19 protein-coding genes are annotated in these 19,591 nt (G+C 71.6%); 7 read left to right on the forward strand and 12 right to left on the reverse strand.

Annotated elements, in window-relative coordinates; genetic code table 11:
• Positions 1-186: 186 nt before the first annotated feature.
• The 4 genes from OOJ91_RS11570 to glnA form a co-directional block, all read right to left on the reverse strand.
• On the reverse strand, positions 187-564 hold the full coding sequence (locus OOJ91_RS11570) for a VOC family protein (RefSeq protein WP_266244601.1): 378 nt from the start codon (positions 562-564) through the stop codon (positions 187-189).
• Positions 565-727: 163 nt separating this feature from the next.
• The gene (locus OOJ91_RS11575) at positions 728-1,420 is read right to left on the reverse strand and encodes a helix-turn-helix transcriptional regulator (protein WP_266244602.1); all 693 of its coding nucleotides are present in this window, start codon (positions 1,418-1,420) and stop codon (positions 728-730) included.
• A 154-nt stretch (positions 1,421-1,574) separates the two neighbouring features.
• Positions 1,575-2,000, reverse strand: a complete 426-nt coding sequence (locus OOJ91_RS11580) for a DUF350 domain-containing protein (RefSeq protein WP_266244603.1) — start codon at positions 1,998-2,000, stop codon at positions 1,575-1,577.
• 87 nt (positions 2,001-2,087) lie between these two features.
• Positions 2,088-3,437, reverse strand: coding sequence for a type I glutamate--ammonia ligase (glnA, locus tag OOJ91_RS11585; RefSeq protein ID WP_007463316.1), 1,350 nt, complete (start codon positions 3,435-3,437; stop codon positions 2,088-2,090).
• A gap of 240 nt (positions 3,438-3,677) precedes the next feature.
• Between glnA and OOJ91_RS11590 the strand changes: the two genes are divergently transcribed.
• The 4 genes from OOJ91_RS11590 (at position 3,678) to OOJ91_RS11605 (ending at position 8,182) form a co-directional block, all read left to right on the forward strand.
• Positions 3,678-5,435 (forward strand): NAD+ synthase, encoded by a 1,758-nt coding sequence (locus OOJ91_RS11590; protein ID WP_266244604.1) that lies wholly within the window; start codon positions 3,678-3,680, stop codon positions 5,433-5,435.
• A gap of 151 nt (positions 5,436-5,586) precedes the next feature.
• A complete protein-coding gene (gene panB, locus OOJ91_RS11595; protein ID WP_266244605.1) occupies positions 5,587-6,432 on the forward strand; it encodes a 3-methyl-2-oxobutanoate hydroxymethyltransferase in 846 nt (281 codons plus the stop codon).
• Between the two features lie 152 nt (positions 6,433-6,584).
• Positions 6,585-7,835, forward strand: a complete 1,251-nt coding sequence (locus tag OOJ91_RS11600; protein ID WP_266244606.1) for an HNH endonuclease signature motif containing protein — start codon at positions 6,585-6,587, stop codon at positions 7,833-7,835.
• A gap of 134 nt (positions 7,836-7,969) precedes the next feature.
• Positions 7,970-8,182 (forward strand): Imm32 family immunity protein, encoded by a 213-nt coding sequence (locus OOJ91_RS11605; protein WP_266244607.1) that lies wholly within the window; start codon positions 7,970-7,972, stop codon positions 8,180-8,182.
• 44 nt (positions 8,183-8,226) lie between these two features.
• On the opposite strand, the gene npdG is transcribed toward OOJ91_RS11605, so the two are convergent.
• The 4 genes from npdG to OOJ91_RS11625 form a co-directional block, all read right to left on the reverse strand.
• Positions 8,227-8,925 (reverse strand): NADPH-dependent F420 reductase, encoded by a 699-nt coding sequence (gene npdG / locus OOJ91_RS11610; protein ID WP_007463329.1) that lies wholly within the window; start codon positions 8,923-8,925, stop codon positions 8,227-8,229.
• Between the two features lie 184 nt (positions 8,926-9,109).
• Complete coding sequence (locus OOJ91_RS11615) at positions 9,110-10,540, reverse strand: RNB domain-containing ribonuclease (RefSeq protein ID WP_266244608.1); 1,431 nt, start codon at positions 10,538-10,540, stop codon at positions 9,110-9,112.
• A gap of 188 nt (positions 10,541-10,728) precedes the next feature.
• Complete coding sequence (locus OOJ91_RS11620; protein ID WP_266244609.1) at positions 10,729-11,697, reverse strand: histone; 969 nt, start codon at positions 11,695-11,697, stop codon at positions 10,729-10,731.
• 81 nt (positions 11,698-11,778) lie between these two features.
• Positions 11,779-11,982, reverse strand: coding sequence for a hypothetical protein (locus tag OOJ91_RS11625; protein WP_266244610.1), 204 nt, complete (start codon positions 11,980-11,982; stop codon positions 11,779-11,781).
• Positions 11,983-12,181: 199 nt separating this feature from the next.
• Between OOJ91_RS11625 and OOJ91_RS11630 the strand changes: the two genes are divergently transcribed.
• Positions 12,182-13,456 (forward strand): M48 family metallopeptidase, encoded by a 1,275-nt coding sequence (locus OOJ91_RS11630; RefSeq protein WP_266244611.1) that lies wholly within the window; start codon positions 12,182-12,184, stop codon positions 13,454-13,456.
• A gap of 59 nt (positions 13,457-13,515) precedes the next feature.
• Positions 13,516-14,013, forward strand: coding sequence for an NUDIX hydrolase (locus OOJ91_RS11635; RefSeq protein WP_266244612.1), 498 nt, complete (start codon positions 13,516-13,518; stop codon positions 14,011-14,013).
• A gap of 10 nt (positions 14,014-14,023) precedes the next feature.
• Here the strand turns inward: OOJ91_RS11635 and OOJ91_RS11640 are convergent, their stop codons facing one another.
• The 4 genes from OOJ91_RS11640 to OOJ91_RS11655 form a co-directional block, all read right to left on the reverse strand.
• Positions 14,024-14,890: an AraC family transcriptional regulator gene (locus OOJ91_RS11640; RefSeq protein ID WP_266244613.1), complete on the reverse strand. Its 867-nt coding sequence runs from the start codon at positions 14,888-14,890 to the stop codon at positions 14,024-14,026.
• A 99-nt stretch (positions 14,891-14,989) separates the two neighbouring features.
• Positions 14,990-15,562 carry a GNAT family N-acetyltransferase gene (locus OOJ91_RS11645; RefSeq protein WP_266244614.1) on the reverse strand — a complete coding sequence of 191 codons (573 nt, stop codon included), beginning with the start codon at positions 15,560-15,562 and terminating at the stop codon, positions 14,990-14,992.
• A gap of 35 nt (positions 15,563-15,597) precedes the next feature.
• Positions 15,598-16,539, reverse strand: coding sequence for a redoxin family protein (locus tag OOJ91_RS11650; protein ID WP_266244615.1), 942 nt, complete (start codon positions 16,537-16,539; stop codon positions 15,598-15,600).
• Positions 16,540-17,766 carry an epoxide hydrolase family protein gene (locus OOJ91_RS11655; protein WP_266244616.1) on the reverse strand — a complete coding sequence of 409 codons (1,227 nt, stop codon included), beginning with the start codon at positions 17,764-17,766 and terminating at the stop codon, positions 16,540-16,542.
• A gap of 430 nt (positions 17,767-18,196) precedes the next feature.
• Between OOJ91_RS11655 and OOJ91_RS11660 the strand changes: the two genes are divergently transcribed.
• Complete coding sequence (locus OOJ91_RS11660; protein ID WP_266244617.1) at positions 18,197-19,120, forward strand: expansin EXLX1 family cellulose-binding protein; 924 nt, start codon at positions 18,197-18,199, stop codon at positions 19,118-19,120.
• Positions 19,121-19,591 lie beyond the last annotated feature (471 nt).

The following is a 19,591-nucleotide window of genomic DNA, read 5'->3' on the forward strand; positions in this document are numbered from 1 at the left end:
GATCCACCCGACTTCGGTGAAACCGCGGTATCCGACCCACTGATCCACTCGACTTCCGTGAAGTCGCGGTATCCCACGCACTCCGACACCGCTATTTCATGGAAACGGAGTCGATCATCGGCCGGGAGCGTGGCGGCCAGGCGGACCGGATCAGACCGGGCCGAGACCAGGACCAACCCGGAGGGGTCAGCCCTGCCCGGGTGGCTGTGCGAACACGCCCAGGTGGTTGCCGGCCGGGTCGAGCAGGTGGGCCAAGGTGAGGCCGCTCGGGGCCGTCCGCACCGGCACCAACACCCTGCCGCCGGCTGCCTCGGCTCGTCGGCAGGTCTCCGCGACGTCGGCGACCTCGGCGTAGAACACCGCGTAGTTCGGGGACGTTCCGTCGGTCGCCCGGATCGCCCCGCTGATTCCGGTGTCACCGCCGGCGCCCGTCACCCGGTAGGACCCGCCGCTACCCGCGCCCTCCTCCTCGAAGGTCCAGCCGAACAGTTCGCCGTAGAAGCGTTCCGCCTCCTCCGGCCGGTCGGTGCCGATCTCGAACCAGGTGATGGGCGTCGTGGACACGTGCTGCCTCCAGAGTTGCCGGGACGGCGTGTTGCCGTCGTCCAGAGCAGTTTCGGGCCCGTCCGCGACACCGTCCTGTCGGTGTTTCCGGATCACCCGACGGAGGTTGGCGCGGGCGGACCGCGCCCGACACGCTCCGGACCGCTGGCTGACGCGCCCCTGGCTAGACGAGGCTCAGCGGGCGGACGCGTTCGTGGGGGATGTCGAGATCCGTCAGGCGGAGGTCCCGGACCACCACCTCGGGCAGCGCCCGGACGTCTCCGATCCGGTCGGTACGGAAGCAGCGCAGCTCGTCGCGCAGTCGGCACCAGGCGAGCAGATACCAGTGTCGGGGGTTGCCGAGGTAGCCAAGCGGCTCGACGTCGCGCACCGAGTCGATGCCGGCGCGGTCGGCGTACCGGATGCGCAGCACCCGCCGCGCGGTGACCGCGCCGGCGACGGTGGCCGGGACGGGTGTGGCCGGCCCGTCACCGATCAGGTGCACCCGGCCGGCGAGGCGGTGCGCCTCGGCGGCGTCGGCGGCCGGCAGCACCGCTACCAGCTTGCGCAGCGCGGTGGCACCCGGCCCGGCGAACGGGGTACCGGCGAGCCGGTGCAGCGCGACGGCCATCGCCACCGCCTCGGCCGCGGTCAGGTTGACAGGTGGCAGCGTGCGACTGCGGTCCAGGACGTAGCCGCCGGTGCGCCCGGGCTCGGCCCAGATCGGCACGCCGGCCTCCTGGAGCGCGCCGATGTCCCGCTCGATGGTCCGGCTGCTCACCTCGAAGTGGGCGGCCAGCCAGCGGGCGCTGCGCGGCCGGGGCGACACCGCCCGCAGCTCCTCGACCAGGGCGTAGAGCCGGTCCGTGCGGTTCATGCCCCGCACGCTACGGCCGGGGTACGACGCCCCGCAGCGACCGCCCCCAGGCGACGCGCACGAACGCCCGCGCAACGAGCGCGCCACGCGCACGAACGCCCGCCCAGCGAGACGAGCGACCGGGCTCAGGCGACCGGGTCCAGACGGGCCGGGCTCAGGCGATGCAGGCGCAGACGATCAGTGCCGCGCCGAAGTGCGTGGCGGCGCTGACCCGGGCGGCCGGGTGCGGCTCGGGCGAGCAGATGACCTCACCGAGCTTGCCGGGGGTGAGCAGGTCGAGCACGAAGAAGGCCAGCGCCATGATGGCCAGCCCGACCAGCCCGAACACCACGGTGGAGGCCAACCCCCGGCCGAAGTCGCTGTAGCTGGTCAGGATCGCCGTGAAGACGATCCCGGCGATGCCGAGCTGGTTCGCGGCGAGCAGCAACCCCGCGTTGGTGTTGCGCTCGACCCAGATCAGCTCGCGCAATCGCCCCGGGGTGAGCAGGTCGACCAGCCCGAACCCGGCCGCCATGAGCCCGACGCCCACGACACCGAACACGACGCTCTGCCAGGCACCGCTGAGCAGGTCCTCCAGCACCGACTGCCTCCCGACTCTCCGCCCGGAGGGGTACCGGCGCGGTGATCGAGACGATAGCGGCAGCGCGCAACCGCGTCAGCCCCGCGACTACAGCGCCAGGTAACGCTGCCGCTCGTACGGGGTGACCTCGCGGCGGTACTGCTCCCACTCGGCCCGCTTGTTGCGCAGGAAGAAGTCGAAGACGTGCTCGCCGAGCACCTCGGCGACCAGTTCGGATTCGGCCATCACGTCGATCGCCTCGGCCAGGTTCTCCGGCAGCGCCTCGTACCCCATGGCGCGGCGCTCGGCGCTGCTCAGCGACCAGACGTCGTCCTCGGCGCCCGGCGGCAGCTCGTAGCCCTCCTCGATGCCCTTCAGGCCGGCGCCGAGCAGCACCGCGAAGGCGAGGTACGGGTTGGTCGCCGAGTCCAGCGACCGGACCTCGACCCGGGCGGAGTTCGGCTTTCCGTACGCCGGGACGCGGACCAGCGCGGACCGGTTCAGGTGACCCCAGCAGACGTACGCCGGGCTCTCGGTGATCCGGTCCGGCAGGGCCTGCGGGAAGAGCCGCTTGTACGAGTTGACCCACTGGTTGGTGACCGCCGTGTACTCCCGGGCGTGCACCAGCAGGCCGGCGATGAAGGACTTCGCCACCTTGGAGAGCTTCATGGGGTCGCCACCGTCGTGGAAGGCGTTGCGCTCGCCCTCGAACAGCGACAGGTGGGTGTGCATGCCGCTGCCCGGCTGGTCGGTGAACGGCTTCGGCATGAAGCTGGCCTGCACACCTGTGGAGAGCGCGACCTCCTTCACCACGTGGCGGAAGGTCATGATGTTGTCGGCGGTGGTCAGCGCGTCGGCGTAGCGCAGGTCGATCTCCTGCTGGCCGGGCGCGACCTCGTGGTGGCTGAACTCCACCGAGATGCCGATCCGCTCAAGCGCCAGCACGCCCTGGCGGCGGAAGTCGCGGGCCACCGCGTGGGTGGTGTGCTCGAAGTAGCCGCCGGTGTCCACCGGGGTGGGCACCGAGCCGTCCTGCGGGCCGTTCTCCAGCAGGAAGAACTCGATCTCGGGGTGCGTGTAGAAGGTGAAGCCCTTCTCGGCCGCCTTGGACAGCGCGCGGCGCAGCACGTGTCGCGGGTCGGCCCAGGAGGGGCCGCCGTCGGGCAGCAGGATGTCGCAGAACATCCGGGCGCTCTCGCCGCTGACCCCGCCCTCGAAGGGGAAGACCTGGAAGGTGGTCGGGTCGGGCATGGCCACCATGTCCGATTCGAAGACCCGGGCGAAGCCCTCGATGGCCGAGCCGTCGAAGCCGATGCCCTCCTCGAAGGCCGCTTCCAGCTCCGCGGGCGCCACCGAGACGCTCTTGAGCGTGCCCAGCACGTCCGTGAACCACAGCCGGACGAACCGGATGTCCCGCTCTTCCAGCGTACGGAGGACGAACTCCTGCTGACGGTCCACTTCCCCAACCCCTCGCGACAACTCTTTTGTCCGCCTTGGTCGGGCTGCACCCGACCTGACCGCCCAGTGTTCCCGGGCCTGGTTACGCAGACGTTACGCGAACCGCCGCCGCACGTCCCCTCGTGTCCCGGCCGCCGAGCGGTACCGATCCGGCCGGACCGGCCGCGCGGCGCCCGAGCGTGGCCACCATCTCGTCCGGCGGTACGGAATGCTCGGGCCGTGCTGGGGCAAGATGAGGACATGCCCACCCTGCGTCTCGCCCTGTCCCAGGTCAACCCGAGCGTCGGCGACCTCGCCGGCAACGCGGACCTGGTCCGCAGCTGGACTCGCCAGGCCGCCGACGCCGGAGCCCAGCTGGTGCTCTTCCCGGAGATGATGCTGACCGGGTACCCGGTCGAGGACCTGGTCTTCCGGCGCTCCTTCGTCGCCGCGTCCCAGGCCGCAGTCGAGCGGCTCGCCGCCGACCTGGCCGCCGACGGCCTCGGGGACCTGCCGGTCGTGGTCGGCTACCTGGACGCTGACGGTCCGCCGCAGGTGAGCGGGGACGCCGAGCCGGGCCGGGGCGCCCGCAACGCCGCCGCGCTGCTGCACCGGGGCACTGTGGTCGCCCGCTACTTCAAGCACCACCTGCCCAACTACGGCGTCTTCGACGAGGACCGCTACTTCGTCTCCGGCGACCAGTTGACAGTGGTGCGGATCGGCGGGGTGGACGTCGCGCTGACCATCTGCGAGGACCTGTGGCAGGCCGGAGGCCCGTTCGCCGCCGCCCGGCAGGCAGGCGTCGGTCTGGTGGTCAACATCAACGGCTCGCCGTACGAGCTGAACAAGGACGACATCCGGTTGCCGCTGGTGCGCCGCCGGGCCGCCGAGGCGGGCGCCGCCATCGCGTACGTCAACATGATCGGCGGGCAGGACGAGCTGGTCTTCGAGGGCGACTCGATGATCGTCACCGCCGACGGTGAGCTGCTCACCCGCGCCCCGCAGTTCGTCGAGCACCTGCTCGTGCACGACGTCGAACTGCCGGCCGCGACCACGGCCCCGGGCAGCCGCAACGTCGCGGACGGCATGCGGGTGGCACACCACACGCTGGACGTGACCCCGCCGGCGCCGTCCGGCCCGGCCGTCTCCGGCGGGCTGATCGAGCCGGTGGCCGACGAGGCCGAGGTGTGGCACGCGCTGGTGCTCGGCCTGCGCGACTACGTCAACAAGAACCGCTTCGCGTCGGTGGTGCTCGGGCTCTCCGGCGGCATCGACTCGGCGGTGGTGGCCGCCCTCGCCGTCGACGCGCTCGGCCCGGACCGGGTGGTCGGGGTGTCGCTACCCAGCCAGCACTCCTCCGAGCACTCCCGCGAGGACGCCGCCGACCTGGCCAAGCGCACCGGGCTGGACTACCGCGTCGAGCCGATCCAGCCGATGGTGGACGCCTTCCTGGCCAACCTGTCGCTGTCCGGGATCGCCGTGGAGAACCTCCAGGCCCGCGTACGCGGTGTCATCCTGATGGCGCTGTCGAACCAGGAGGGCCACCTGGTGCTCACCACAGGAAACAAGAGCGAGCTGGCGGTCGGCTACTCCACCCTGTACGGCGACTCGGTGGGCGGCTTCAACCCGATCAAGGACGTCTGGAAGACGCTCGTGTGGCGGCTGGCGAAGTGGCGCAACGCGGACGCGGCCCGCCGCGGCGAGACCGCCCCGATCCCGGAGAACTCGATCGGCAAGCCGCCGAGCGCCGAGCTGAGCCCGGGCCAGCTCGACAGCGACTCCCTGCCCGACTACGACGTACTGGACCCGATCCTGATCGGCTACGTCGACGGCGACCTGGGCCGCGACGGGCTGGTCGAGTCGGGGCACGACCCGGCCGTCGTCGACAAGGTGCTGCGGCTGGTGGATACCGCCGAGTACAAGCGACGCCAGTCGGCGCCCGGCACGAAGATCTCCATGAAGGCGTTCGGCCGCGACCGTCGTCTGCCGATCACCAACCGGTGGCGCGAGAACGGCTGAGCCCGTACGCCCGGGCCGGGTCACCGAACCCCGGCCCGGCGCGGTCGTGAGTGACATCTTCCACTGCGCCCTGCCGTCACCCGGTCAACCGGTGCGACGATCGCGACGGAACCCGGGGACCGCGCAGGCGGCCTCGAGGAAGGAGACAGTCATGACCGAGTCCACTCCGAACGAGGTGACCGCGCTGTACGGCGGACCGGCCACCCGTCGGATCCGCACCCGCGACCTGATCGCCGCCAAGGAACGCGGCGAGCGGTGGCCGATGCTCACCTCGTACGACCAGTACACGGCGGGGATCTTCGACCGGGCCGGCGTGCCGGTGCTGCTGGTCGGCGACTCGGCCGCAAACAACGTGTTCGGCTACGAGACCACCCTGCCGGTCACCATCGACGACCTGCTTCCGCTGGTACGGGCAGTGGTGCGCTCGACCCGGCAGGCCCTCGTCGTCGGCGACCTGCCGTTCGGCTCCTACGAGGAGGGGCCGACCCAGGCGCTGCGCACCGCCGTCCGGTTCATGAAGGAGGGTGGCTGCCACGCGGTGAAGCTGGAGGGTGGCCGCCGCAACGCCGCGCAGATCGCCGCGATCGTCGGGGCCGGTATCCCGGTGATGGCGCACATCGGCTTCACTCCGCAGAGCGAGCACACCCTGGGCGGCTACCGCGTGCAGGGCCGCGGCGACACGGCCGACGAGGTGCTGGCGGACGCGCGGGCGGTGGCCGAGGCGGGCGCGTTCGCGGTGGTGTTGGAGATGGTGCCGGGTGAGGTGGCCAAGCAGGTCACCCATGAACTGGCGATCCCCACGGTAGGCATCGGCGCGGGCCCGGACACCGACGCCCAGGTGCTGGTCTGGCAGGACATGGCCGGCCTGCGTACCGGCAAGGCGCCGCGTTTCGTGAAGCGTTACGCAGACCTGGCCGACGTCCTCACCGACGCCACCCGCCGCTTCGCCGACGAGGTTCGCGGCGGCGAGTTCCCGACAGCCGAACACACCTTCTAGAGCGGCCCGCGGGCCACGGACCCCGCGAGCGGCGGGGCTGGCGGCACGGTGTTGCCGTTCGCCGGCCGGCCCCGCCGCTCGCAACCCGAACCACCGGCAGACCAATCGATCTTGGTCAGTAAAGTGTCGTACGTATGTTCTAGTCTCAGCTCATGGTCGAGGGGTTGGCGCAGGCAGAGGCCGCAGTCGCGGTCTGCGCCGACACGGCGGTCTGGTCCCTCGGAGCGGATGACCTCGTCGCGGCGCTCGACGCCGCGCACCGCATCGAGCAGCGCCTCGCCGCCGTCAAACTGGCCCTGATCCGCGAACTCGACGCTCGCGGCACGCCCATCGCCCAGGGCGCGTCCTGCACGGCGGTGTGGCTGCGCGAGCGCCTGCGCCTCACCGTCCCCGCAGCCCGCCGCCTCGTCGACCTCGCCACCACTCTCGACACCGGCAACCCCGGCATACGAAAGGCGCTGGCCGACGCCGACATCACCATAGATCAGGCCCGGGTCATCGCCGACACCGTCACCACTGTCGAGAGCGCCGCCGGCAGCGCGGCCGCAGGCAAGGCCGTCGGCGTACTCGTCGAGTGGGCCGGGCAGTTCGACCCCACCCTGCTGCGCAGACTCGGCACCCGCATCCTCGACCACGTCGCACCCGACATCACCGACCGCGCCGCCCAGGCCGCCCTCGACGCCGAGGATCGCCGAGCCTCCCGCGACCGCCACGTCACCCTCTCCACGCTCGCCGACGGCCGCCTGCGCCTCACCGGCATCCTCGACACCGAGACCGCCGGCCTGTTCCGCGCCGCAACCGACCCACTGACCGCACCCACCGGTCCGGACGACCAGCGCTCCCCCGGGCAACGCCGCCACGACGCGCTCGCCGATCTCTGTCGACTCAGCCTGCGCACTCGTGAGCTACCCGAACACGGCGGCGAACCGGCGCAGCTCGTCGTCACCACGAGCTACGACGACCTCGTCCAGCAGCTCGGCACAGGCACTCTGGACATCGGTTTCGACCTCACCCCGCAGACCGTGCGGCGCTTCGCCTGCGACGCCACCATCCTCCCCGCCGTGCTCGGCAGCGCCGGCCAGGTCCTCGATGTCGGCCGGCAACGCCGCCTCATCACCGGCCCACTCCGACGCGCCCTCGTGCTCCGCGACCGCGGCTGCGCCTTCCCCGGCTGTGACCGCCCACCACGCTGGTGCGACGCCCACCACATCCGACACTGGGCCGACGGCGGCGGCACGAGCCTGCGCAACGCCGTGCTGCTCTGCGGGCACCACCACCGGCACGTCCACAGCGGCGGGTGGGCCGTCCGGTCGGGCGGCGACGGCCACCCGGATTTCATTCCGCCGGCCTGGCTCGACCCCACCCAGGTCCCCCGCCGCAACCACTACCACCGGCGGACGTGACCACGCCTCGGAATCTGCCACACCCCCGGACCGACGAGTGCACGCACTGATCGAGCAACCCAGCAGGGATGCCGAGCCTCCGGCACGATCGGATAGGGACACCCGCCCACAGAGCGGCACCTAGGGGTTGCGGAATGGAGCTTGACTACTACTCCGCTGGCAGAGGCGTCGACATCACGAGTGACCGGGCCGCTTTCTGTCGCCTCGCCGACCAGCTACGCGACATAGCCACCATTGACGACGGCGGCCACGTTCACCTGGAGTACGTCGAGGGCCACAGGTATCTGGCGCCGGGAAGCGTGCCGCTCATCGTCAACAGCCCCTGTGGCGGGATGCCCCGACGCTGATCACGCGAAGGCACGACGGAACGAACGCTCTCCGTCAGGAGCTGTCAGAGGTCGGTGACGCGGATGCCGGCGTGGGCCTTGTAGCGCTTGTTGATGGCGATCAGATTCGCCGTGAACGCCTCGATCTGGTGGGCGTTGCGCAGCCGGCCGGCGTAGATGCCGCGCATCCCGGGGATCCGGGCGGCGAGCGCTCCGACGATGTCGACGAGTTCCCGGTCTTCGGTGCAGATCAGCACGTCGAGGTCGATCCGGTCGACCTCGGGATCGGCCAGCAGCGGGGCGCTGACATGGTTGAACGCGGCGCAGACGCGGGAGTCGGGCAGCAGCGCGGCTGCCTGCTGGACGGCGCTGCCCTCGGCGACGGTGAGGGCGTACGGGCCCTGCTTGTCGAAGCCCAGCGGGTTGACGCAGTCGACGACTATCGTTCCGGCGAGCGGCTCGGCGAGGGCGGCGACCGTCGCGGCGTGCCCGTCCCACGGCACCGCGATGATCACCACGTCGCTGCGGCGGGCCACCTCGTCGTTGGCCGCGCCGGTGATGCGGACGTCCGCAGGCATCCGGGGCAGGGCCGCGATCTCGGCGGCGGACTCGGCGGCCCGCTCCGCCGACCGGGAGCCGATCAGCACCGTCTGCCCGGCCCGTGCGAGCCGGTAGGCGAGGCCACGGCCCTGGTCGCCGGTGCCGCCGATGATGCCTACCGTCAGCCCGGACACGTCGGGCAGCGTGCTCGCGTCGTATGCCATGGGCTCATCCTCGCAAACCGCCCGGTCCGTCAGCAGCGCCAGCCGCTGTGACAATCCCCGCTACGCGCCCGCCCGCCGACGACGACCCGCCGACATCGCCCGCCAGACACGGCGAGACAGCCCAGCCGCACCCGCCGACACAGCCCAGCCGGACCAGCCGAGCCGGCCAACCACGACAGCCGGCTCAGGCCAGCTCGAACAGCACCGTGCGGACCGCCGGGTCGGCGGTGACCAGGCGGACCCGGACCCGTTCGCCGAGCGGCAGCGCACCGAGGCAGCGGCCGCGTACCGGTGGGGCGTCCAGCGCCACCGTCCCGCCGGGCGGGCGGGGCCGGGACTTGCCGTTGGGCGGCGCGTCGACGTCGAGCACCGCCGCGTCGAAGGTCTCCCCCACCCGGTGCTCCAACAGCACCGCCTCGGTCAGTTCGACGGCGCCGCGGCTGGCCGCCGAGGCGGTCCGGTCGGTGCTGGCCATCACCTCGGGCAGCCGGGGCAGCGCCGCGCGGGCCCAGTCGGGCACCTCCCGGCCCGCGTGCAGGGCCAGGCAGACCTCGGTGGCGTACCTGTCGGCCAGGCGCCGCAACGGCGCCGTGACATGGGCGTACGCGGCGGCGACACCGCCGTGCTCCGGCTGCTCCGGCCGGGCGCCGTCGAAGGCGGTGTACGCGGCGCCGCGCATCAGCTCGGCCGCCTGGTCGATGAACGCGGCGGAGCGCGGCTGCGCGGCGTCCAGGCCGGCGATCACCTCACCGGGGCCCGCGCCGTCCGGCCAGTGCACGCCCAGCGGAGCGGCGGCCGCCCGCAGGCGTTGCACGGCTTCCGGCTTCGGTGCCGGCATCGTACGCAGCAGGCCCACCCCGCCGGCCAACATGATGTCGGCGGCGGCCATCCCGGTCAGCAACGAGATCTGGGCGTTGTGCTCCTCCATCGGCACCGGCCCGCGCAGCACCAGCCGCCAGCCGTCACCGTCGGGCTCGACGTCCTGCTCGGGCAGCGGCAGGTTGATGGCGCCACGGCGCAGCCCCCGGGCGGTCAGGCGGTCGCCGATCTCGGGCAGCAGCGCGATCGGCTCGGGCAGCCGGCCGGCCTCGGCCGCCGCCTGCACCCCGGTGTAGTCGAGTTTCGCCCGGCTGCGCACCAGAGCGCGCTCCAGCTCGACGGCAACGGTGCCGCCGTCGGCGTCCAGATCGATGGTCCACACGACGGCGGCCCGGTCGTCGTCGGGCAGCAGACTGGCCGCGCCCTCGCTGAGCGTCAGCGGGTGCAGCGGCACGTGGCCGTCGGGCAGGTAGACCGTCTGCCCCCGCCGCCAGGTCTCCTCCTCGAGCGCGCCGCCCGGCGTGACGTGCGCGGCGACGTCCGCGATCGCGTACCGCACCCGGTAGCCGCCGTCCGGCCGGCGGGCGAGGTGCATCGCCTGGTCCAGATCACGTGAGCTGGCCGGGTCGACAGTCACGAACGGGATGTCGGTGCGGTCGACTGACGGCCGGGGCGGCGCGGCAGCCGCCGCGTCGGCCTCCCGTTGGGCGTCCGCCGGGAAACCCTCGGGCAGGCCGAGTTCGCGGCGCAGCGCGCCGAAGTCGATGCGGGGCGCGAGTACGCGTCGGATGACCACGGGTCAATCCTGACAGTGCCGCCGGTGATCTGCTTCCGGTGACCGGCCGAGATCTCCGTCGCCCGCCGACGAACCGCCCCGCGCGGCGCCGCATCCGAGCCCGCCACCTCCCCAGCGGCGTCGCGGTCCGCCGCGTCGGGCACGACGGCCCGTGGAACGAGCCGGTGTCGAGGCGAGGCGGCCTGCGGTCAGCCGGTCGCCTTCCGGGCGGTGCTGCGCGTACCCCGGGGGGTGGTGGCTCGTGCGGCGGCCGGGCGGGCGGTCACCTTGCGGGCCGGGGCCTTGGCCGCAGCGGTGGTCTTCTTCGCCGGGGCCTTCTTCGCCGCCGCCTTGCGGGCGGTGATCGTCGAGGTGCCGGTCGCCTTCGCGGCCGGTGCCTTCTTCGCCGGGGCGTTGCGGGCGCCGCCGCTCGGGCGGGTGGAAGCGGTCTTCTTCGCCGCGGTCTTCCTGGCGGGAGCCTTCTTCGCCGCCGTCTTCTTCGCCGGGGCCTTCTTGGCCGCCGTCTTCTTCACCGCGGACGCCTTGGTCGCGACCTTGCGCGCGGGCGCCTTCGCAGCCGCAGTGGTCCGCTTCGCCGCCGACGCCGTGGTCTTCTTCGCGGCGCCTGTCGTCTTCTTGGCGGCGCCTGTCGTCTTCTTCGCCGTACCCGTCGTCCTGCTCGCGGCGGTGGTGCTCTTGCGCGCCGTGGACGCCGGGGTCCGCTTCGCGGCGGTGGTCGTCTTGCGGGTGGCGGTCGAGGTCTTGGCCGGGGCCTTCTTGGCCGCCGCGCTGGTCCTGGCCGTGGTCTTCTTGGCCGCCGCGCTCTTCGCCGCCGCGGTCTTGGTGGCGGCCGTCCTGGTGGGGGCGGCCTTGGACGCGGCGGTCCTGCTCGCGGCGGCCTTGCTCGCGGTCGTCTTGGACGCGGTGGTCCTGGTCGCGGTGGTCCTGGTCGCGGTCTTCTTCGCCGGGGCCTTCTTCGCCGCCGTGGTGGTCTTCTTGGCCGGGGCACGCCCCGCGCCGCCGGCTGCCTTGCGGGCCGGCGCCTTCGCGGCGGCTGTGGTGGACTTGCGCACGGGGGTGGTCCGGCTCGCCCCCGTGTTGCGCTCCGCCGCGGCGGTCTTCTTCGCGGTGGTGCGTCGGGCGGCCGGACGGGTGGTGGCCTGCTGTGCTTCGGCCATCGTGGTTCCTCCTCGGGGACGTGCTCTCGCGTGCGTCCTCGCGGAGCACGAACTACCGCGACGCGGGCTGTCCCGCGCCGTCTACCTGTCCTCCCCGGACCAACGAGCGTCCTCGGCCTCCCACGCCTCGTTACGCTCCTGCACTCGCTGCAGGGCGTTCTCCGCGTCGGCCGCCGAGTTGTACGGGCCGAGGACGTGCTTCGCCGGACACACGTCGGCGTCCGTCTCGACCCGGTGGTGCCGAGTGCACCAGTAGAACTGCCCACTACGTTCGCTGTCGCTCATGGCAATCACTGTGCACCGCGAGCCGGCTGACCGCCACCGGATCACGCAAGTCGCCGAACCCTCTCCACAGTAGAGACGGTCGACGCGCTGCGGGCGAAAACGCCGAAAGAAGTGCAGGTGGGGGCGTTGGACGCGAGAAAAGGGCCGTGGCCGAACGGCCAATTCCCGCGTACGGCGGGCTGGGGCAGGATTCGTGCCCGTGATCAACGTGACGACCGGTGCGGGGGCGTGCCCGGGATGCGGAACCACCACCACGTCGATTCGCGACGCGGTGCCGTGGTGCCCCGGCTGCGAGTGGAACCTGGACGCCTACGACCCACGGCGGCGCGAGCGCGAGTTCGGCTGGACCTGGGTCGACAGGTGGACCCACCGCTTGGCGTTCCGGGCAACCGGGCGGCAGTTCCGGCAGTTGGTCGGCCGTCCGCTCGGCGGTGGTGGGTCGAACAGGGCACGGACCCTGACCGCTGTGGCGTCTCTGCTGCTGATCGCAGCCGTGCTCGCCCTCGCGGTCGTCGGCGGGTGGCTGATCGTGGCGTTTCCCTTTCCCAACCTGGCGATCCTGCTGGGTGTGGCGATGGTCGGCCTGGCGGTCGCCCTCCGGCCGCGCTTCGGCCGGGTCGACCCGGATCTGGAGGTGCTGTCCCGCGACCGGGCGCCGGAGTTGTTCGGGCTGATCGACGAGGTGGCCGCGGCGGTCGGTGCGCCCGCGCCGGACGTGGTCGGCGTCGACGGCGACATCAACGCGTACGCGAACGCGGTCGGGTTGCGACGCCGCAGGGTGCTCGGGCTCGGGCTGCCGCTGTGGGGCTCGCTTCCCGCCGGCGAACGGGTGGCGTTGCTCGGGCACGAGCTCGGCCACTTCGTCAACGGCGACCCGCGTCGGGGTCTGCTCACCCAACCCGCGTTCACCATGCTCGGGTCGGCCGCCGACCTGTTCCGGCCGGTACGGACCACTGTCGGTGGCGGGCTGGTGGAGATGGTGGGTGACGCGCTGGGCCGCGCGTTCCAGTGGGTGGTGTCCCGGGTGTTGTTCGGCGCGCACCTGGTGCTGGTCAGCGTGGCGCTGCGGGACAGCCAGCGCGCCGAGTACCTCGCCGACGACCTGGCCGCCCGGGTCGCCGGCACGACTGCCGCAACCGACCTGCTCGACGCCATGCTGGCCGGCGAGTCGATGGCGCTGGCGGTGCGCGTCCACGCGCGGGCGGGGCACGGCCCGGACCGCTGGCGGTCGGCGTTCGCCGAGGCGCGCGCGGCCAACACCGACAGGCTGCCGCTGCTGCGTCAACTGTCGGTCCGCGACGAGGCCTCGCTCTTCGCCGCCCACCCGCCGATCGGACTGCGTCGCCGGATGCTCGCCGGACGCCCGTGGCAGGACCCGACAGTGGTGGTCACCCCCGACCGTCTGGAGCGGATCGACGCCGAGCTGGCCGGGGAGTACGCGCGCTTCCGTCGTACCGTCGCCTGGTCGGGCTGAGCACGGCGCGACGGCGACGGGACGGCGGTGGCCGCCCGCGTGCGGCCTATGATCGCCGGATGGCGGTACCGGACTACATCGTGCGGATGCGCAAGCACATCGGTCATGACCTGCTGTGGCTGCCCAGCGTCAGCGCGGTGATCCGCAACGACGCCGACGAGCTGCTGCTCGGCAAACGCGCCGACGACGGGCGGTGGTCGATCATCAGCGGCTTCGTCGAGTCGGGCGAGCAGCCGGCCGCCGCGCTACTGCGGGAGGTGCGGGAGGAGACGGGACTGGACGTCGCGCCGGTCCGGATGTCAAGTGCCGTCTCGCACCCGCACACCTACCCCAACGGCGACCAGTGCGAGATCCTCAACCTGGGCTTCCTCTGCCGGGTGGTGTCCGGCACCGCGCGTGTCAACGACGACGAGTCGGTGGCCGTGCGGTGGTTTCCGCTGGACCGGCTGCCCGAGTTGACCCCACACGACCTGCTGGTCATCGCCTACGCGCTGCGCGACAACCCGTTGGCCGGCTACCTGCCGCCCGGCACCAACTGGGAGGACATTCCCACCTGAGCCGCGCCCGTCAGGTCGCGACCCGCTCGACGGGGATCCACAGTTCGGCGTCCGCCGTGGTCCCGTCCGCGGACACCCGCACCCGGGAGATCTCCGGTCCGGGTCGGCTGCGGTACGGGTTGGACGGGAACCACTGGGTGAAGACGTCCCGCCACAGGTACTGCACGGCCTGCGGGAACGCGCCGGAGGTGGTGAACACGGCCCACGTTCCGGCCGTCACCGGCAGCGCGTCCAGGTCGTCCGGTGGCGTGACGCCGGTGACCGCCCCGTGCCAGTAGTCCAACTCGCTGCCCTCGGCCCGACCGTCGGCGAGGTTGTCGCTGACGTTGACGATCCCGGAAGGCTCCTGATCGGAGAGCGCCTCGATCCGAGCGGTCGTCTCCTGGTCGATGCTGCGGATGAACGCGACGATCGCCGGGTTCATCCCCTCGTGCACGAGCGGAACCCGGGCCTTGCGCCCCACAAGCGCGAACGCGTCCTTGGTGACGATTCGGTACTCCATGCTGCCACTCCCTTCGACTGTGAGCCGGAAGGACATCCGGGGCTGGGCCCGCAGCGCTGCCCCCGTACGCCGGGCTTCTCCCGGCCCCACGCCGTGCACGGCGTGGAACGCCCGGGCGAACGCCTCGGCCGATCCGTAGCCGTACCGCACGGCGACGTCGAGCAACGTCCGCTCCCCCGCCAGCACGTCCGCCCCGGCGACGGTGAGCCGACGCCGACGGATGTACTCGGACAGTCCGATGCCGGCCAGCGCGGAGAACAGCCGTCGGAAGTGGTACTCCGACGTCAGCGCGATCCGCGCCAGGTCGGCCACCTCGATCTGCTCGTCGAGGTGCCGCTCGATGTGCGCCATGGCCTCGTTGAGCCGCTCCAGCACCCGGGTCTCCTTCCCCTTACCAGCAGCAACGCTAGGCGGCAGGGCAGGAAGCCCACCCGACATCCGGTGCCCGCAACGATCGGGTGGGGCCGAGTGGGATCAGCGGGTCGGCTGCTGCATGATCCAGGTGGGCACGGGCTGCGGCAGGGAGCCCACGACCTCCCAGCCGGCGCGGCGGTACAGCTCGACGTTGGCCGGCTTGCTGGTCTCCAGGATCGCCGGCAGGCCGTCGGCGGCGGCACGATCCAGCCCGGCTCGCATGACGGCACGGCCCCACGCGCGACCGGCGCTGTCCGGGTGGGTGCCCAGGACGCCGAGATACCAGAACGGGTACGTCGGCAGGGCGGCGTGCACGACCTCGTCGTAGCCCCGCACGCGGGCCAGCACGTCGGCCGGGTAATCGGGGGCGAGGTCGGCGTCCGTCGGCGTGTGCACTGCGGCCGGCGGCTCCCAGATGGCTACCGAGGCGCCTCCGCCGATCGTCCAGATCGACGACAGGTGCACCCGCTTGTCGAAGAGGTCCCCGAAGAAGACAGCGGCGTAGCGCGGATAGGTGTCCTCGTCCGGAAACAGGTGCCGCAGGATGGGATCCCTGACGAACGCGGCAACAAGCGTGCCGACCACCGCATCGCGGTCCGCTGGCGTGGCGAGAGTGATCTCAGGCGTTGTCACAGCAGTCGACACTATCGCGGGCGGTGCGCGCGGGCTCACCCGAACGTGAAGGCGTACGCCGCCGCGCCGGGCTCGTCGAACGTGATCTCCAGGGTCCGCTCCCGGACCGCGTCGTGCTGGCGTACGAGCTGGTGGAGGCGCCCGTCGGCCAGGACGCCGTTGCCATCGGCGTCGACGTCCACACCGTGCGACGGGCCGGGCGCCTGCCCGTCGAGGAGCACGCGGAACGGAACCGACCGTCCCGCCCCGGGGGTCAGCACGAGGTGCGCGTCGCGTGCGTGGAACCGGAAGGCGATGCTGCCACCGGCCCGGTCGAGCGCGACGTGCTCCGACCCGATCGTCCACTCCCCCGCCAGGGCCCACTGGTTGAGCGCAAGGCTCGCGGGGAGGTCGTAGGCGCGGCGTTCGTCGAGCGCCGCGCCGTTGGGCGACGCGAAGTGGTCGCCGCGACGGAATCCGAGGTACGTCTCGGGCGTCCGCAGACTGTCCCAGTCGGCCTCCGCCTCCGGGCCGACCCCGTTGACGGGTACCGGATTGCGCTCGATGCCGAGCAGGTCCTGAAGCGTCCGCTCGGACTGCTCGTAGCGCCCCTCACCGAAGTGCTCGTCGCGGATGACGCCATCGGTGTCGACGAAGTACAACGCGGGCCAGTACTGGTTGGCGAAGGCACTCCAGATCGCGTAGTCGTTGTCGACGGCGACCGGGTAGTCGATCGAGCGCGCCGCGACTGCCCGGCGCACCCAGTCGACCTCGTGCTCGAAGGTGAACTCCGGCGTGTGCACCCCGACGACGACGAGGCCGTCGTCGCGGTAGGCCTGCGACCAGGCCCGGACGTACGGCTCCTGACGCAGCCAGTTGATGCAGGTGAGCGTCCAGAAGTTCACCAGCACGACGCGACCGCGCAGTTCGGCGGGGCCGAGCGGCTCGGAGTTGAGCCACTCGACCGCGCCGTTCAGCGGAGGCAGGTGCACGGCCATCTAGCGCAGCGACCGGAAGGCGGTCCGCAGTTCCTCGGAGAAGATCTTCGGCTGCTCCCAGGCCGCGAAGTGCCCGCCCACGTCGAGCTTGTTGAAGTACATGAGGTTCGGGTACGCCTGCTCGGCCCAACTCTGCGGCGCCTCGTACAGCTCGTCGGGGAAGACGCTCACGGCGACCGGGACGTTCACGCCCTTGGCGGCGAAGAACGACAGCTTGTTCTCCGCGTACAGGCGGGACGCGGAGATCGCGGTGTTCGTCAACCAGTAGAGCGAGATGTTGTCCAGGATGTCGTCACGGGTCAGGCCCGCCCTGGCCCCGTCGAAGACCTGCGCGATGAGGGCCAGACTCTTCGCGTCGTGGTCGAGCAGGAAGGCCGCCAGGCCCACCGGAGAATCCGCCAGGCCGGTAAGGGTCTGTGGGCGGGTCGCCATCATGAGGGCGTACGCGACGTGCTTCCAGACGTAGTTGACCTCCTCGGCGGCGCGCATCTCGTCGGCGGACAGGCCGGAGGGCAGTGAGCCCATGGCGTTGTTCGCGCCTGTGGTGTCGCCCTGGAACAGCAGGTCGATCTCGGGTGGGACCGCGCCGGGCATGTTGGTGTGGATGCCGAGCAGTTCCGGGGGCGCCTGGATGCCCATCTGGTCCACGATGACAGCTCCCCAGTCGCCGCCCTGGGCGACGAACCGGGTGTAGCCGAGACGCGTCATCAGCTCGGTCCACGCGGTGGCGATCTTCTGCGGGTTCCAGCCCAGCTCAGTCGGCTTGCCCGAGAAACCGTGGCCAGGCAGCGACGGGATCACCAGGTGGAAGGCGTCCGAGGCGCTGCCGCCGTGGGCGGTGGGGTCGGTCAGCGGCTCGATGATCTTCAACTGCTCGATCACCGAGCCGGGCCACCCGTGGGTGACGATGAGCGGCAGCGCGTCCTCGTGCTTCGAGCGCACGTGGATGAAGTGGATGTCCACCCCGTCGATCGTGGTCATGAACTGCGGTACGGCGTTCAGCCGCGATTCGACCTTGCGCCAGTCGTACTCATTTTCCCAATAACGCGCGACGGCCTGGATCGTCGCGAGTGGCACGCCCTGCGACTGGTCGTCGACGATTTCCTTTTCCGGCCAGCGGGTGGCCGCGATTCGCCCTTTCAGGTCGTCGAGGTCCGCCTGGGGGATTTCCACCGTGAACGGCCGGATCTCCGTGGTGCCGGGACGTGCCTTCGTCTTGACAGCCATGCGTGCTTCCTCTCTGTCGGAGTTCGCGCCTCGCGAGGGGAATCATGGGTGAGGGCACTGCCCGAGCTTGTGCGCCAATTCGAAGTGGGCACGCCGCCGCCATATCTCGGAGCCTAGAACGCCACGCCGCGACCTCGTGGCGATACGGCACTCAGGGTGCGACGGGGCTGCGACCGGCTGCTCGACAGCCCGACCGACCTGCTCCCAGCCCGCCCAGGTGTCCATCCGCTGGCGGGAGCCGCCTGATCCACTCGGCTTCCTGGAAACCGGTCCATCCCGGGGAGCACGACACCCCGCCTTCCTTGAAGCCGAGTGGACCAAGCACCGGGCTGCGACGCCCTGGACGGACTGCGACCGACCCGGTGCGGCAGGTGACGGCTCGCTCGACGGCTTTGCGCTGCCGCAACGGAGTGCGGCAACATCAGCCGCCGTGACGGCAGCACCAGGCACGGATCCCGAGAACGCCCCTTCGGCCGGCGACAACGGCATGCCCCGGTTGACTCGACGGGTCAGGCACTGGTTTGCCGGCACCGGGATCGCCGCGTTGGCCGCCGTACTCGGCATCACCCTCGCCGTACGCGGCGGCGCCACCCCGGCCTGCGCCGCGCCGCCCACCGGCAGCTCTGTCCACAAGGGATCAGCGAGTTTCTACGAGGCCGGCCGCTCGGGCGGCACCTGCTCCTTCCCGAGCCCACCAGCGGACCGGCTCTACGCGGCCCTGGGCTCGGCGCAGTACGCCGGGGCAGCGGCCTGTGGCAGCTACCTGGACGTCACCGGCCCGAAGGCCACGGTCCGGGTCCTGGTCATGGACCAGTGCGGCGGGTGCGGGGGCGGCAAGATCGACCTCTCCGGCGAGGCGTTCGCCCGGATCGCCGACCGGGCACAGGGCATCGCGCCTGTGACGTACCGGGCGGTGGTGAACCCGCCGCTCGACGGAGGGCTCACCTTCCGGATGAAGGCCGGCGCGTCGAAGTACTGGTTCGCCGTGCAGGTCGGCAACCACGGCAACCCGCTGCGCTCGGTCGAGGCGAAGGGGTCGAGCGGCGGCTTCCGCAAGGCGACCCGCCAGGTCGACAACTACTGGACCATCGACGACGGGATCGGCCCCGGGCCGTACAGCATCAGGGTCACCGACGTGTACGCCCACCAGGCGACCGCCACCGCTGTCAAGATGGTCACGAAGCAGGTCCAGCGCAGCACGGCCACCCTCGTCACCCCGACGCCGAGCAGTTCACCCACGGCCTCGCCGAGCCCCACCATCGCGCCCTCGCCGACCCCGGCGGAGCCGGCCGCACCAACGGCGACAGTCGAAGCCCTCGCCGGCGCAGCCCCACTCGACCGCCCCCGCTGCTGACCAGGTGAACGACCTCCCATTCCAGAGCTGACCAGCAGTCCCCGAGCCTCACCATGCGTTCCCTGTTCGAAGGGGGCTGCCCGCCGTGTCGATGTGCTGGTGAGCGGTATACCTCAGAGGTATGAATATGACTCTGAGGTATACCGCTCACGACCACATCCGCCCTTACGGACGTGACTAGGGCATGCCCGCGTAGCGGAGCGGCAGCGGAGGTCGCGGCCGGCGCCAGACGACGTAGGCCATGATGACGGCGGCGGTCAGAATCACCACCGCGATGATGAGGACGTACCAGGGCGATCGGTCGCCGACCTCGCGCACTCCCAGACAGGGATGGTTCCCTCGACGTCCCGCACCTCGGCCGATGCCTCCGATGTCCGCTGCTCGCCCACGATCGACCAGGCGACAAGCGCCGTGCCCGTCAACGCGAGGACGAGATAAAACGCCGAGAACACCCGGAGAAAGGTTCGGCTC

The sequence above is a fragment of the Micromonospora lupini genome, from assembly GCF_026342015.1.
Taxonomy (GTDB): Bacteria; Actinomycetota; Actinomycetes; order Mycobacteriales; family Micromonosporaceae; genus Micromonospora; species Micromonospora lupini_B.